The sequence below is a fragment of the Jiangella mangrovi genome (genome assembly GCF_014204975.1).
GTDB lineage: Bacteria > Actinomycetota > Actinomycetes > Jiangellales > Jiangellaceae > Jiangella > Jiangella mangrovi.
On the sequence record NZ_JACHMM010000001.1, the window covers coordinates 6,401,289 to 6,414,599 of the forward strand.

Genomic DNA, 13,311 nt, shown 5'->3' on the forward strand with positions numbered 1-13,311 from the left:
AGAGCGCATCGTCGAACACACGTGACACTTCGCGTGACGGTCCGTGCCGGGCTCGGTCTCGCGGTGCTCGCCGCAGCCGGGTGCGCCGCCGGCATCGGGTCGCCCGGGGCCGCTGACGTCGTTCCCTCCGCATCTCCCAGCGTCGAACCGGCGCCCGCCGAGCCGTCGCCCGTGGCCGAGTCGACCCCGGCGCCCGCGCCCGACGATGCCGTCCCCTGGGAGACCATCGACGCGTTCTACGAGGCCGCCCGCGGCCGCTACACCGAGGTGGTCCAGGCCAGCACCGACGGCATTCTGTACGAGACGATCCTCCAGGAGACCGTCCGCTACGACCTCGACGCGCCGTACCTCGAGCGGACGGTTCGGATCCCCACCGCCGGGGCCGACCCTCTCGGCGACCTCAAGTTCGTCTACACGGACACGTCCATCCTCATGTGGAACCCCGGCGCGGCCGACGCCTGCGGCACGCCCTGGGTGGACATGACGGACGTCGACTACGGCGCCATCCTCGGGTTCGACACCGACCTCGAGGAGTTCCTCGCCGTCAAGCCGCTCGACATCCTCGACTGGGCGGTCGACGAGCCCCGGCACATCGAGACCACCCCGGAGGGCTCCACCTACGAGGTCACGGTGCCCGCCGACATGACCCTCTCGATCACCAGCGACATGGCCAGGAACCCGGAGGACTACGAGGCGATCCTCGACATGGAGGCCGTGGTCGAAGTGCTGCTGCCACCCGACGACGGCTCGCTGCGCATGAGCGTCGACGTCACCGACGTCTACGGCGCCATCGGCGGCGGGAGGGGCCTCCCGGCGGGAGACACCGCCCACACCTCGTGGACCCTCACGCCGGAAATCCCAGAGTTCGACACCACGCTCCCCACCGACGTCGCCGACCACACCTGCATGGACCCCGGGACGGCGACATGACGGCGCGCCGCCGGCTCCGGGCCGGCCTCCTCGTCCTCGCCCTGATCGTGGCCGCGGGCTGCGCAGGCACGAAGGGCGCCGACCCGGCGGCCGTCGCCACCACCGGGACGCCCGCCGAGGAGGTCGTGCCGTGGGAGGCGATCGAGCAGATCCTCTCAGCGCGGCAGGGCGAGTACGCCGTCCGCGAGTCGGGGATCGCCGCGGACGGCACCGAGATCATCACCAACGAGACGACGCGGTTCGACCTGGACGCCTCGTTCCTCGAGCTCACGATCCACGGCGCCGCCGAGCCGATCTCGATCGTCTACACCGACTCCACGAGCTTCATGCGATCCGATCGGTGGGCGACGGTGCGGGACACCCTGGCTCGACCTGACGGACGTCCACCTCGAGCGCAGCGCCGCCGAGCGGGCCGACACCCTGTCGTCCGTGCCGGCCGTGCTGGCCGCGACGGTCGGACCGGACGAGCCCCGGCACGTGCGCACCGCTACCGGAGTCACGACCTACGAGGTCCCGGTTCCCGGCTGGTTCGGGCTGCCGCAGTTTCCGGAACATCCGCAGGTCTTCGCGGCGCTGAGCCAGGTCGAGCGGACGGCGACGGTGACGGTGCCGGCCACCGAGTCCGAGACCCCTGAGCCCGCCGAGTTCGAGGACGTCCCGTGGGAGACGCTCCAGGACTACCTCGCCGCGCCGCGCGGCCGGTACACCAAGGTCCACGGCGTCAACGAGAGCGGCGCGCAGACGACGATGTTGCAGGAGACCACCCGGTACGACCTCGAGGCCGGCTATCTCGAGCGGACGATCGAGATCCCCGCCGACGGCATGCCGTCGGAACAGGCTGCGCTCGCCCCGGATGGCCTGACCTTCGGCGTCATTCAGACCGGGACCGCCTACTACATGTCTGTGCCGGGCATCGAGGAGAGCTGTGGCGCGTCGTGGGTCGACCTGACCAGCAGCGACAACCTGCCGTCCGTCCCGGGCCTGACCGACGATCTTCTCGCGCTGATCATCGAGCCGCTCGACGTCCTGGACCAGGCCGTCGGCGAGCCGGTGCACGTCGAGACCACTGCCGAAGGCTCGACGTACGAGGTTGCCCTGCCGGCCGCGGCCGGACTCACCATCGCGGCCGAGCAGCGCACCAACCCCTCGGTCGTCGACACCCTCACGAGCATGGAGACGGTCGCCGAGGTCCTGCTGCCGCCCGACGGCGGAGCGCTCGAGGTCAGCATCGACTTCAGTGAGGTCATGGGCGAGCTCTCGGGCCAGCCGTTCCCTGAGGGCACGGTGATGCGTTCCTACTGGGCCCTCATCACGGACCTCGAGCCGTTCGACACCAGCCTCCCCGCAGACATCGCCGACGGGAGCTGCCTCGCCGGACCGACGCAGGGATGAGCGTGCGGACCGTCGGCGTCGATCTGAGCGCGGAACCGGCCGGGACGGCCGTCGCCACGCTGGAGTGGGCCGACGGTGCCGCCGTCGTCACCGGGCTGGCCGAGCGGGCGGACGACGAGGTCGTCCTCGAAGCCATCACGAAGGCCGACAAGGCCGGCATCGACTGCCCGTTCGGCTGGCCGCTGCCGTTCGTCGACTTCGTGTCCGGGCATCGCGACGGTCACGTGTCCGGCCATCCGACGTTGGAGGGGCGCGACTGGCGGCGCGAGCTGGCCAACCGCACCACCGACACCGCCGTCCGCGAGAGGACCGGCCTGATCCCGCTCAGCGTCGCCGCCGACCGCATCGGGCACGCCGCGTTCCGGTGCGCCTGGCTGCTCGCCCAGCTCAGCCGGCGCGGCGTCGACGTGCACCGGGCCGGGACCGGGCGGGTCGTCGAGGTGTATCCGGCGGCCTCGCTGAAGGTCTGGGGCCTGCGGCAGCGCGGCTACAAGGGAGCCGCCCACCGCGCGGAGCGGGACCAGATCGTCACGGAGCTGCGTGCCGCGGCACCCTGGCTCGACCTCGGCGCCCATGACGAGCAATGCCGCGCGTCCGACCACGCGCTCGACGCCGTCGTCGCGGCGCTCAGTGCCCGGGCGGCGGCGATCGGCCTGGTCACCACCCCTGCGAGTGACCAGGCCGCCGCGGCGGCCGTCGAAGGCTGGATCGCGGTGCCCACCGCGGGCATCGACGCGCTCGCGGCCGCGGAGCCGCCGGTCTAGTAGGTCGAGCCGCCCGACATGACGGGCTCGCCCGCGGGCGAGATGACGTACCAGACGCTCCCCACGCCCTGGCCGGTCACGTCGCCGGCGGCCTGGTCCTGCGCGTAGGTGTAGAGGGGCCAGCCGTTGAGCGTCACCTGCAGCTCGCCGTCGACACCGGTGATGGTGCCGACCTCACCCGTGACGCCCTCGACCGTCGGGGTCGCCGACGCGGCGTGGACGGCGGGCCAGGCGGCCGCGCACTGGTCGGCGCAGGAGCTGGACCCGGAGCCCTGGGTGTCGTTGGTGTACATGTACACCGTCATGCCCTGGCCGTCGACGACGACCTCGCCGAGGTCGCCGGTCGCGACGGCCAGCTCGGCGGCCGCCGCCGGTGCCTCCGAGGTGGGCTCCTCCGACGGCGGTGTCACGCCCTCCGACGGCGTCGTGCCGCCCGCGGGCGCCTCGGCCGACGGAGCCGCGGTGTCGCCGCTGCCGCCGTCGCCGTCGTCGTCCGAGCAGCCCGCCAGCGCGAGCACGAGTCCGGCGCCGAGCGCGACCGCTGTGCTGATCCTCATGAGGATCCCCCTCCCGCCGCGGCGTTCGCGGCCACACGGTGTACTACGGGCCGTGGCCGCGCGAGGATGGCGCCGTGATCCCACCGTGACGTCGGGCGGCTAGCCTGGGCGCGTGACGACGGAGCCGCCGATCCCCGATCCGGCGCTGGTGGTGCTGGTCGGCGCCTCCGGCTCGGGCAAGTCGACGTGGGCGCAGGCCCGCTACCGCGCGCAGGAGATCGTCTCGTCCGACGACCTGCGCGGCGTGGTCGGCAGCGGCCGGCACGACCTCGACGCCACCGACGACGCGTTCGACCTGCTCGACCGCATCGTCGCCGCACGGGCGGGCCGCGGGCTCACCGTCGTCGTCGACACCCTGGGGCTCGACGGCGCCCGCCGGCGGTCGTACCTCGCGCAGGCCCGAGCTGCCGGGCTGCCCGCCGTCGCCGTCCTCGTCGACACATCCGCCGACGTGTGCCGGGCCCGCAACACCGCCCGCGACCGGCCGGTGCCGGCGCCGGCGCTCGCGGGTCAGCTGCGCAAGGCCGGACAGGTGGGCGCCGAGCTCGACGGCGAGGGCTGGGACCTCGTCGTCACGGTGCGCAGCGACGACGGCGTCCGCTCGGCCGCCGCTCCGGTCGTCTCCCCCGCAACAGCAGCCGAACCCGCCCGCGACCCCGACCGGCAGGTGATCCTGCAGGTCTCGCGTTTCCCCTGGGGCGACGACCCCGCGACCTGGCTCAGGGAGGTCGCGCTGGCCGCGGACGCCGCCGGGTTCGCGGGCCTGGCGCTGATGGACCACCTGATCCAGATTCCGCAGGTCGGCCGCGCGTGGGACCCGGTCCCGGAGCCGTTCACGACGCTCGGCATGATCGCCGGCCTCGGCACCGGGCTGCGGCTCGGCCCGCTGTGCACGCCGGTGACGTTCCGCCGCGGCGGCGTCATCGCGAAGTCGATCGCCACGCTCGACGTGCTGTCCGGCGGGCGGGCGTTCGTCGGCATCGGCGCAGGCTGGTTCGGCCGCGAGCACGAGGTGCACGACCTGCCGTTCCCGTCGCCGAAGGAGCGCCTCGACGAGCTGGAGCGCGCCGTCGAGACCATGCGGGCGCTCTGGGCCAGCGGCACCAAGGCCTACGCCGGCGCGCACGTCAGCCTGCCCGAGACCACCTCCTACCCGCGGCCCACCGGGTCGCCGCAGATCATCGTGGGTGGCGGCGGCGACCGGTCGCTGCGCATCGCCGCCGAACTGGGCGACGCCTGCAACGTGCGCACCGACGACGGCTTCGAGGAGAAGCTGGCGGTGTTCGAGAAGCACCGCGACCGCACCGGGCGCGATGTCGCCGTCACCGTCCTCGACCTGCCGATCGTCGGCCGCGACCGCGACGACGTGTGGCGGCGGGTCGAGCGGGCCCGCGGCAACGCCCCCGCCGCCGCCTATGCCGCCAAGCACCACGCGGCGACGGTGCAGGCGACGGCCGAGCGGTACCAGGAGCTGTTCGCCCGCGGCGTCCGGACGATCTTCGTCGCCGTCCAGGACCTCGCCTCGCCCGACGACGTCCTCGCGCTCGCCCCGATCACCGCCCGCTGACGCCGTCGCCGTCGCATGCATCGTTTCCGCGGGGTGATGCGTCCTCGGCTGTGAGACCGTGTGCGGCGGAGGAGGCCAGGCGTGGACGCGCAGACCGAGGAGCAGTTCCGGAGCTTCGTCGAGGGGCGGTCGCTCGCGCTGCTGCGCACGGCGTACGCCCTGTGCGGCGACCGGCACGCCGCCGAGGACCTCGTGCAGGGCGCCCTCGCCAAGCTGTACCGGCGATGGCAGAAAGTCGAGGATCCCGAGGGCTACGTCCGGCGCATCCTCTACAACGACCAGGTCAGCAAGTGGCGCCGCCGCGGGATCCTGCGTGAGGACCCCGTCGACGCCGTCCCCGATGCGCCGCTCCCCGACCGTGTCGCCAGCGTCGACGCCCGCCTCGACGTGTGGGAGCTGCTGCAGCAACTGGCGCCACGACAACGGGCGGTGCTGGTGCTGCGCTACTACGAGGACCTGTCCGAACGCGAGATCGCCGCGGTGCTCGGCTGCTCCCTCGGCACGGTTCGCAGCCAGGCGTCCCGGGCCATCGCCCGGCTCCGCGTCCTGGCACCGGAACTGAATGCCACGCTTCCCGTGGACGGAGGGCACGCATGAACCTCGAAGAACTGCTCAGGACCGCGGTCGACGACGGCGTCCGCTCGGTGCCGCCGGGCCTCGCCGACGGTGCGATCCGGCGGGCCAAGCGGCAGCGGCGGACCACCCGGATCGCCGTCGCAGGCGGGGTGGCGGCATTCGGGCTCGCCGCCGCAGCCATCGCCGTCGTCGACCCCACCGAGATACGCACCGACGCCCCACCGGCCGGCGGGACCGACGGCACCGTCGTCGACCTCGCGCACCTCGACGCCGGCCCGCCGCCGGAGATCGCCTGGTACGCCGACGGCGCCCTGCACCATGGCACAGAGTCGACCCCGTTCGACCTGGAGACCGACTATCCGGTCATCATCCGGCTACCCGACGGATACCTCGTCTGGGAGAGCGTCCCCGGCCCGGACTCGGCGGACCACACGGCAACGATCTGGCTGGTTCCCGACGACGGCGAGCGGGTGGAGCTGGGCTCGGGCGATCTGACACCGCCGGTGGTGTCCGCGGCGGGCGACATCGCCGCCTGGGGAGTGCGGAACGACGACTGGGTCCTCGACGAAGAGGCCCGCGAGCAGGGTGTCACCAGCTCCATCGTCGTCGTGGACCTCACGACCGGCGAGGTAGCGCACCGCCTCGACGAGGCGCCCAGTCCCAGCGCCAGCCCGAAGGGTTTCGTTCGCGAGGACCGGGTGGTCTTCGAAGCGGCGGCGAACACGGCCTGGGGCGCCTACGTCTGGGAATTCGACGGCGAGGTCACGCTGCTACGGGCGGACACCGGTGTCGACGCCGTGTCACAGGGCACCGGCCTCGTCCGCCTGGCCGCCTCTCCTCCGATGACCCTCGACCTCGAGGCCGGCACGACGCTGGTCCCGGAGGCCGACCCGGGCTGGCCGGTCTACTCCCCTGGCGGCCGGTATGTCGCCACGATCACCCGGCCAGGGACGACCCTCGGCACCGGGACCGGGCGCGACCAGTTGGTGATCCGCGACGCGTACAGCGGCGAGGAGGTCGTCCGGCTCGACACCGAGGCGCCGGAGTCGCTGCCGGTGTGGGAAAACGAGACCGGCTTGGTCTTCGGCGCGTATCAGGACGGCGCCACGGCCGCGCTCGTCCGGTGCACGGTCGACGGCGAGTGCGAGCTGGCGACCGAGCCGCAGGTCCTCGACGACGACCCGGACACCTTCGACATTCCTTACCGGACGAGCAACTGGTGACGGCCGGCGCAACACATCGCGGCTGCTGAGCGTGTTGACTGTGTGAGCACGACGGACGAGGACTTCACCGACTGGTACGTGGCGCTGCGGCCGCGCGTGCTGCGGGCCGTGACCATCGCCGTCGGCGACCGCGACCTGGCCGAGGAGGCCACCGCCGAGGCGTTCGCCCGCGCACTGGCGCGCTGGCCCGCCGGCGCGGCCCTGGACTCCCCCGTCACCTGGCTGCTGAAGGTCGCCGTCAACGAGGTCCGGTCGCGCTGGCGGCGCGGCCGGCTCGAGCGGCGGCACCTGCAGCGCCTGGCCGCGGAGCCCGAACGGCACACCCCGGCCGCCGAGCCGCGCGACGACGCGCTGTGGTCGGCGGTCGCGGCGCTGCCCGAGCGCAGTCGCCAGGTGATCGCGATGCGCTACGTTCTCGACCTCACCGAGCACGAGATCGCCGCCGCCCTGGGCATCACCCGGGGCACGGTCGCGTCGACGCTGAGCCGGGCCCGCCAGCAGCTCGCGACCGCCCTCACCCACGAGGAGACATCATGACCCCGTTCGACGACGACGAGCTGGCCCGCGCGCTCGCCCGGGTCCCCGTCGGCACCTACGCGTCACTCGACAGCTTGCAGAACCGCGCGCACCAACTGCACGTCCGCCGCCGGCTGACCGGCGCCGGGGTCGCGGCGGCCGCCGCAGTGGCGGTTGGGATCCCGTCGGCGCTCGCCCTCACCAGCGGCGACGGCGGCACCCCCACCCCCGCGGACGACCCGGCCCATTGCCCCGTCACCTACGACGACCGGCTCACCTCAATCCAGCCGATCGACACTTGGGCGCAACTCGCCCGTCCGGACATGCTGCCGCCGTCGATCCGGTTGCTCTGGGACGAGAGCGCCGCGCCGCCGCCCACCGAGGCCTCCGCCTTCAACAACAGCGACGAGGCAGCCGCGCTGGAGGCCGCCTTCGAGCAGTGCCCGCCGCCTGATGACCTGAGCGTCGTGGTCGTGCAGTCAGCCGGTGGCGTCGTCGAGCGCCGCGTCCTGGTCATGGCGGTGGGCCAGGAACGCGAGATCAGCGACGTCGTGCGCACGATCGACGCGGGGGCGGCGGAGATCCTGATCGAGTCGGAGGCCCGACCCCTGGACGGGCTGGTCACCGCATGGTGGCACGACGCCGACGGCATGACCTGGTACGTCGCCGGCAGCTCGCTCACCGACGACGAGCTCGTCGAGCTGGTCCAGACCATGGGGACCGTGGGCGACGAGATCGACCTGTCGGCCTGGTCGGTGGCCCAGGACGCCGAGCAGATCATTCAGCACGCCGGTGTGGGCGACCGGCCCGCCACGTACGCGTACAGCGCGACGGTCCAGCTCGACGGCGGGACGCCGCAGCTGCAGCTGATGGTCGACGACGACAACCGGACTCTCTGGATCGAGGCGATGGCCGGCACCCGCGAGGTGGACGTCGCAGGCGTGCCGGGGTTGCTGTCCGATGACGGCGGCGGCACCTGGCGGCTCAGCTGGCAGCTCGATCCGGCCACCACGACCATCCTGTACGGCGCCGACGATCCGGAGGAACTGCTGGCCATCGCCGCGACCGTCGGGCGCGTGCCCGGAGGGGACTCCCGGCTGCTCGACGCATGGAAGCCGCAGTGAAGCGCGGTCAGCCGCGCAGCGACAGGTAGCGGGTGCGGGCCTCGAAGACGCCGCGCATCTCGTGGGTCACGCCGGCCATGAACTCGTCGCGGTAGGTGGAGTCGGTGAGGATGGAGATGGCGTAGTAGAGCCCGGTGAACGCCGCCATCCCGCCGGCCACCCGCAGCAGCGTCTCGGTGAGCTCGACGGGATGGCCGAGCAGGCTGAACTCGTTCGACCAGGAGCCCGCGGTGCCGGCCCACTCGACCCCCACGTCCGGCGTCAGCGCGAACAGGCCGAACACCACGAAGAACGCCCCGATGCCTGCGGCCACCACGGACACCTGCAGCACCTGGCTCACCACCAGTGTGAGCCCGACATTGACGCGCTGGCGGCGGGTCAGCGGCCGGGCGCCCTCGTTCAGCTCCGCCTCGAGCTGACGCACCAGGCCCGGCGCCCGCACGACCAGGAACACCAGACCCAGCCCGAACAGCATCCCCGTCACGACGAACACGAACGCCCGCGGCATGGTGCCGAACATCTGCCACATCTCGGCGTTGACGAACAGCACCACCGAGAAGATCAGCAGTAGCGGCAGCGTCCGCACCAGCCGGCCGAGCGACGCCGCGAGCTCGTCGGCCATGCGGCTGAGCGCCCAGAACACCGTCGCGATCAGGCCGTAGCCGACCACCAGGTACACCAGCAGGAGGAACAGCGTGTTGCCGGCTGCGATGCCGAAGAACTGCCGCCACTGGCCGCCGAAGATCAGCGGCAGGAGCGCCGGGACCAGCACGAACGCCGTCAGCTCGGGCCAGCCGACCTCGCGCGGCAGCTCGAGGAAGCGCCGGCCGCGCGCACGGTTGAGCAGGCCGAACGCGGCGACGAGGATCGCCAGCCCGCCCAGCGCCGCCACCACGTTGAGCAGGAACGGCCACTCGAGCTCCGTCGCACCGAGCATCTCGCCCAGGAACACCAGCGCCAGCCAGGGCGCCGCACGAGTGAAGATGTCCTCGCTCGCGGTGTAGTCCTCGATGAACAGCGGCAGCCCGCTGCGCCGGAACCGCCGCTCGTAGGCCCCAATGTCGTGTTCAGCATCGTCCTGGTCACCCACGTGCGGGACTCTACCGACCGCCGCGTCCTCAGTACGCCAGGGTCGACAGCACCAGGATCACCAGCGCCGTCAGCATGAACGACGCCGTCCCCGCCATGATGCCCAGCACGCCCAGCAGCAGCCGCCGCCGTCGCAACGCCCCGATGGACAGCCCGACGGCGACGATCCCCAGCACGACCGGCAGGGACACGCTCCCGTTCCCGATCTCGCTCACGGGCCGCACGAACGAGTACAGCCCGGCGGCGTTGCCGACCAGGCCCGTGACGACCCCGGCGACGCCGAGGAGGACGCCGTCGCCACTGGGCTCGGAGGCCGGGGACGACGGCGGCATCGGCGGGTTCGGTGCCGCCGCGGGCGCCTGGATCCGGGCCGACGGCGAGGTGTGCGACCAGAACTGGCCGTTCCACCACCGGACATTTCCGGCATCGTCCGGGTACCATCCGGGCTGCCGCGGTTCGCCGTCCCGCTCCGTCATTCGCCCCAGGCTCGCAGACCGGCGTGAACGGAGAATGAACGCCACAGTGCGGTGACAATCCCGGCATTGGGTACGCATCGGTCCACGAGGAGGAGCGGTGGCTGAGCTTCGCTACAGGCGCGACGAGGACCAGGCCGAGCGCTACGACCGGCACTGGAACGAGCTGCTGCAGGAGCTGCGGATCGCCCAGACGGGCGTGCAGATCCTGTTCGCGTTCCTGCTGACCATCGCGTTCACGACCCCCTTCCGCGACGACTCCGACGAGTTCACCCACGACGTGTTCGCGGTGACGATCGTCCTCGCCGCGCTGTCGATGGCGCTGCTGATCGCGCCGGTCTCCTTCCACCGGGTGGTGTACAAGAAGAAGCTTCGCGACAGAATGATCCCGATGGCTTCGAAGATGACCGCGGGTGGCCTGTTCTTCTTGATGCTCGCCGTGTGCGGCGGGCTGCTGCTGGCGCTCGACGTCGTGCTGGTCCGCTGGCTGGCGATCACCGTCGCGTCGGTCGCTCTGCTCTGGTTCGTCACGTTCTGGTACGTCATCCCCGGCCGGGTGCGCGCGGGAGGCCGGTCTTGACGCTCGTGCACCACCGGCACGACGGCGACGGCTGGGTGGACTGCGACTGCGGTCAGCGACACTGGGGGCGCTTCGGCGCGGCCGGACTGCTGCTGGTCGACGACGAGCGCGGCGCGCTGCTGCAGCACCGGGCCCTCTGGAGCCACCACGGCGGCACGTGGGGCGTGCCGGGCGGGGCACGCTCGTCGGCCGAGACGGCGCTCGAGGCGGCCCTGCGCGAGGCTGCCGAAGAGGCCGCCGTGCCGCCCGACGCGGTCCGCCCCAGCCACGCCTGGGTCGAGGACCACGGCACCTGGTCCTACACGACCATCGTCGCCCACCTGGCGGACCCGGCCCGGCCGGTCGACGCGCGGCCGGCCGACCCCGAGAGCCTCGACATCACCTGGGTGCCGCTCGACTCGGTGGGCGACCTGCCGCTGCTGCCGGCGTTCGGGGCGATGTGGCCGCGGATCCTCGCGTCGGCCACCGCCGAGCTGGTGCTGGTGGTCGACGCTGCCAACGTGGTCGGCTCGCGCCCCGACGGCTGGTGGCGCGACCGCGCGGGGGCGACGGCCCGGCTGCGCGACGAGCTGAGCCTGCTGTCACCCGTCCCCGCGGCGTCGCTCGGACTGCCGGCGACGCACTGGTGGCCGCGGATCGTGCTGGTCGCCGAGGGCAAGGCGCGCGGGGTGCCGTCGCTCGACGGCGTCACCGTGATCGACGCCCCGGGCAGCGGCGACGACGCCATCGCGGCCGCCGTCGCCTCGGCCGTCACCGACCGCCCCCAGGACCACGTCATCGCCGTGACCGCCGACCGCGAGCTCCGTTCCCGCGTCGACGCCGCAGGCGGCGAGCACATCGGCCCGTCGACCCTCTTCGAGCTGGCCGGCCGTCGCAGCTGACGCCGTCAGGCGGACTTGCGCTTGGCGGCCGTCTTCTTGGCGGCGGTCTTCTTCGCCGTCTTCTTGGCCGGAGCGGCCTCGTCGTCGTCGGCCTTGGTGGCCCGGCCCTGCTTGGCCTCCTCGACGCTGCGGCGCAGCGCCTCCATGAGGTCGACGACCTTGCCCTCGGCGGGCGCAGCCTCGGGCGCGGGGATGACTTCGGCACCCTCGGCCTTGGCCTCGACCACCTTCAGCAACGCCTCGCGGTAGTCGTCGTGGAACTCGTCGGGGTCGAAGTCGCCGGAGAGCGTGTCGATGTACGACTCCGCCATGGCCATCTCCTGCTTGCGCACCTCGACGTCCTCGTCGAGGAAGTCGAACTGGGGCCGGCGGATCTCGTCGGGCCACAACATGGTCTGCACGATCAGCACGCCCTCGAACGAGCGCAGCACCGCCAGCCGCTCCTTGTTGCGCAGTGCCACCTTGACCACGCCGACCCGGCCGGACCGCTCGAGGGAGTCGCGCAGCAGGGCGTACGGCTTGGTGTCGCCCGTGGGTTCGGCGTAGTAGGCGCGGTTCAGCGACGTGGGGTCGATCTGCGAGAACGGCACGAACCCGAGCACCTCGACCGCGCGTGACGACGTGATGGGAAGATCCTCGAAGTCCTCGTCGGTGAGCACGACCAGCTGGCCGCCGGGCAGCTCGTAGCCCTTGGCGATGTCGGCGTACGCCACCTCGTGGCCGCCCGCCTCGCACACGCGCTTGTAGCGGATGCGCCCGCCGTCGGCCGCGTGGACCTGCCGGAAGCTGACATCCTTCTCCTGCGTGGCCGACACCAACCGCACCGGGATCGACACGAGGCCGAACGAGATCGAGCCCTTCCAAACCGTCTGTACAGCAGGCATGTTCCACTCCGTCCGCCGGCACCTTCATCCGATGCGTGCCCGTTGCTCAGCCTAGTGTGGCTCGTCACGGCCTTCGGCGCGCCTCCTGGGCCCCGCCGATCCCGCGTGTCACCCTCGAAGGCATGAGGGCAAGAAGAAACCTGAACGTCGCGGCGCCCGAGCTGCTCATCGGGTCCCTCACGGCCTGGTGCGGCGAGTGCGACGCGGAGACGGAGTTCGACAAGGTCCCGGGCGGGCTGGGCGTGGAGTTCGCCTGCCGGGAGTGCTCGGCCGCCGTGTTCAACGGCGACCTGCCACTGATCGAGTCGATCTTCCAGCCGGTCGCAGTCTGATCGACGACGGTCGGTTGGGTTCTAGGTGCGCCGGGTGACCGTGCGCTGAGTTTACCGAGTTGGCCGGCCCCCTGCTGCTCTCCATTGTCGGGGGCGCGGGAGACCGCCTCAAGCGGACCAAGAGGGCGCTTCGCGCAGCGGGGACCGCTTGACCCGGACTCCCGCGCCCCCGCTCAAGCACCATCAGGGACCCCGCCCCCAGAATGGCCCCGGCCCTTCCCGCCGCTGTATCTCGGGTCGCGCCGGCCGCTCACCGTCCCGCTGGGGTGGCGACCGGTCCCGCCGCACTGACGGTCGCGCTGGCCTCGAAATGACCACGTACAACACCCAATTCCCTGCTCCACCAGGCCTGCAGACCTCGTGAAGCAGGAGAACCCCTCGTGACGCCCCTGGCAACCGTTTACCGGCCCCAGCTGTGCCACA

At 72.3% G+C, this 13,311-nt stretch carries 15 protein-coding genes; 11 read left to right on the forward strand and 4 right to left on the reverse strand.

Annotated features, from left to right (window positions below; genetic code table 11):
* Positions 1-21 precede the first annotated feature (21 nt).
* The 3 genes from HD601_RS29515 (at position 22) to HD601_RS29525 (ending at position 3,086) form a co-directional block, all read left to right on the forward strand.
* The gene (locus HD601_RS29515) at positions 22-930 is read left to right on the forward strand and encodes a hypothetical protein (RefSeq protein ID WP_184828064.1); all 909 of its coding nucleotides are present in this window, start codon (positions 22-24) and stop codon (positions 928-930) included.
* 429 nt (positions 931-1,359) lie between these two features.
* Positions 1,360-2,322 (forward strand): hypothetical protein, encoded by a 963-nt coding sequence (locus tag HD601_RS29520; RefSeq protein WP_184828066.1) that lies wholly within the window; start codon positions 1,360-1,362, stop codon positions 2,320-2,322.
* Entirely contained in the window at positions 2,319-3,086 is a 768-nt protein-coding gene (locus HD601_RS29525; protein WP_221441419.1) for a DUF429 domain-containing protein, read from the forward strand. The genes HD601_RS29520 and HD601_RS29525 overlap by 4 nt, the downstream gene beginning before the upstream one ends.
* On the opposite strand, the gene HD601_RS29530 is transcribed toward HD601_RS29525, so the two are convergent.
* On the reverse strand, positions 3,083-3,643 hold the full coding sequence (locus HD601_RS29530; protein ID WP_184828068.1) for a COG4315 family predicted lipoprotein: 561 nt from the start codon (positions 3,641-3,643) through the stop codon (positions 3,083-3,085). The genes HD601_RS29525 and HD601_RS29530 overlap by 4 nt on opposite strands.
* A gap of 112 nt (positions 3,644-3,755) precedes the next feature.
* Here HD601_RS29530 and HD601_RS29535 point away from each other — a divergent pair, with 112 nt between their 5' ends.
* The 5 genes from HD601_RS29535 to HD601_RS29555 all read left to right on the forward strand — a co-directional run bounded on the left by HD601_RS29535 (position 3,756) and on the right by HD601_RS29555 (position 8,649).
* The gene (locus HD601_RS29535) at positions 3,756-5,210 is read left to right on the forward strand and encodes an LLM class flavin-dependent oxidoreductase (protein WP_184828070.1); all 1,455 of its coding nucleotides are present in this window, start codon (positions 3,756-3,758) and stop codon (positions 5,208-5,210) included.
* 81 nt (positions 5,211-5,291) lie between these two features.
* The gene (locus tag HD601_RS29540; protein ID WP_184828072.1) at positions 5,292-5,807 is read left to right on the forward strand and encodes a SigE family RNA polymerase sigma factor; all 516 of its coding nucleotides are present in this window, start codon (positions 5,292-5,294) and stop codon (positions 5,805-5,807) included.
* Positions 5,804-7,009, forward strand: a complete 1,206-nt coding sequence (locus tag HD601_RS29545) for a TolB-like translocation protein (RefSeq protein WP_184828074.1) — start codon at positions 5,804-5,806, stop codon at positions 7,007-7,009. The genes HD601_RS29540 and HD601_RS29545 overlap by 4 nt, the downstream gene beginning before the upstream one ends.
* A gap of 42 nt (positions 7,010-7,051) precedes the next feature.
* Positions 7,052-7,546 carry a sigma-70 family RNA polymerase sigma factor gene (locus tag HD601_RS29550; protein ID WP_184828076.1) on the forward strand — a complete coding sequence of 165 codons (495 nt, stop codon included), beginning with the start codon at positions 7,052-7,054 and terminating at the stop codon, positions 7,544-7,546.
* A complete protein-coding gene (locus HD601_RS29555) occupies positions 7,543-8,649 on the forward strand; it encodes a hypothetical protein (protein WP_184828078.1) in 1,107 nt (368 codons plus the stop codon). Before HD601_RS29550 ends, HD601_RS29555 begins: the two co-directional genes overlap by 4 nt.
* Positions 8,650-8,656: 7 nt before the next feature.
* Here HD601_RS29555 and HD601_RS29560 read toward each other — a convergent pair whose 3' ends face one another.
* Both HD601_RS29560 and HD601_RS29565 read right to left on the reverse strand, forming a co-directional pair.
* Positions 8,657-9,739 carry a hypothetical protein gene (locus tag HD601_RS29560; RefSeq protein WP_184828081.1) on the reverse strand — a complete coding sequence of 361 codons (1,083 nt, stop codon included), beginning with the start codon at positions 9,737-9,739 and terminating at the stop codon, positions 8,657-8,659.
* A 28-nt stretch (positions 9,740-9,767) separates the two neighbouring features.
* The gene (locus HD601_RS29565; RefSeq protein WP_184828083.1) at positions 9,768-10,214 is read right to left on the reverse strand and encodes a DUF2510 domain-containing protein; all 447 of its coding nucleotides are present in this window, start codon (positions 10,212-10,214) and stop codon (positions 9,768-9,770) included.
* 97 nt (positions 10,215-10,311) lie between these two features.
* Here HD601_RS29565 and HD601_RS29570 point away from each other — a divergent pair, with 97 nt between their 5' ends.
* Positions 10,312-10,791, forward strand: a complete 480-nt coding sequence (locus tag HD601_RS29570; protein ID WP_184828085.1) for a DUF6328 family protein — start codon at positions 10,312-10,314, stop codon at positions 10,789-10,791.
* The gene (locus HD601_RS29575; RefSeq protein ID WP_221441420.1) at positions 10,788-11,672 is read left to right on the forward strand and encodes an NUDIX domain-containing protein; all 885 of its coding nucleotides are present in this window, start codon (positions 10,788-10,790) and stop codon (positions 11,670-11,672) included. Before HD601_RS29570 ends, HD601_RS29575 begins: the two co-directional genes overlap by 4 nt.
* A gap of 5 nt (positions 11,673-11,677) precedes the next feature.
* On the opposite strand, the gene ku is transcribed toward HD601_RS29575, so the two are convergent.
* Positions 11,678-12,556, reverse strand: coding sequence for a non-homologous end joining protein Ku (gene ku, locus HD601_RS29580; RefSeq protein ID WP_184828087.1), 879 nt, complete (start codon positions 12,554-12,556; stop codon positions 11,678-11,680).
* 122 nt (positions 12,557-12,678) lie between these two features.
* Between ku and HD601_RS29585 the strand changes: the two genes are divergently transcribed.
* Complete coding sequence (locus HD601_RS29585) at positions 12,679-12,888, forward strand: hypothetical protein (RefSeq protein ID WP_184828090.1); 210 nt, start codon at positions 12,679-12,681, stop codon at positions 12,886-12,888.
* Positions 12,889-13,311: the final 423 nt, after the last annotated feature.

Excerpts from the sequence above, each read along its gene's own strand:
- HD601_RS29525 (WP_221441419.1), top strand. The coding sequence starts at position 2,319 with ATGAGCGTGCGGACCGTCGGCGTCGATCTGAGCGCGGAACCGGCCGGG.
- HD601_RS29530 (WP_184828068.1), bottom strand. The coding sequence starts at position 3,643 with ATGAGGATCAGCACAGCGGTCGCGCTCGGCGCCGGACTCGTGCTCGCG.
- HD601_RS29545 (WP_184828074.1), top strand. The coding sequence starts at position 5,804 with ATGAACCTCGAAGAACTGCTCAGGACCGCGGTCGACGACGGCGTCCGC.
- HD601_RS29555 (WP_184828078.1), top strand. The coding sequence starts at position 7,543 with ATGACCCCGTTCGACGACGACGAGCTGGCCCGCGCGCTCGCCCGGGTC.
- HD601_RS29565 (WP_184828083.1), bottom strand. The coding sequence starts at position 10,214 with ATGACGGAGCGGGACGGCGAACCGCGGCAGCCCGGATGGTACCCGGAC.
- ku (WP_184828087.1), bottom strand. The coding sequence starts at position 12,556 with ATGCCTGCTGTACAGACGGTTTGGAAGGGCTCGATCTCGTTCGGCCTC.
- HD601_RS29585 (WP_184828090.1), top strand. The coding sequence starts at position 12,679 with ATGAGGGCAAGAAGAAACCTGAACGTCGCGGCGCCCGAGCTGCTCATC.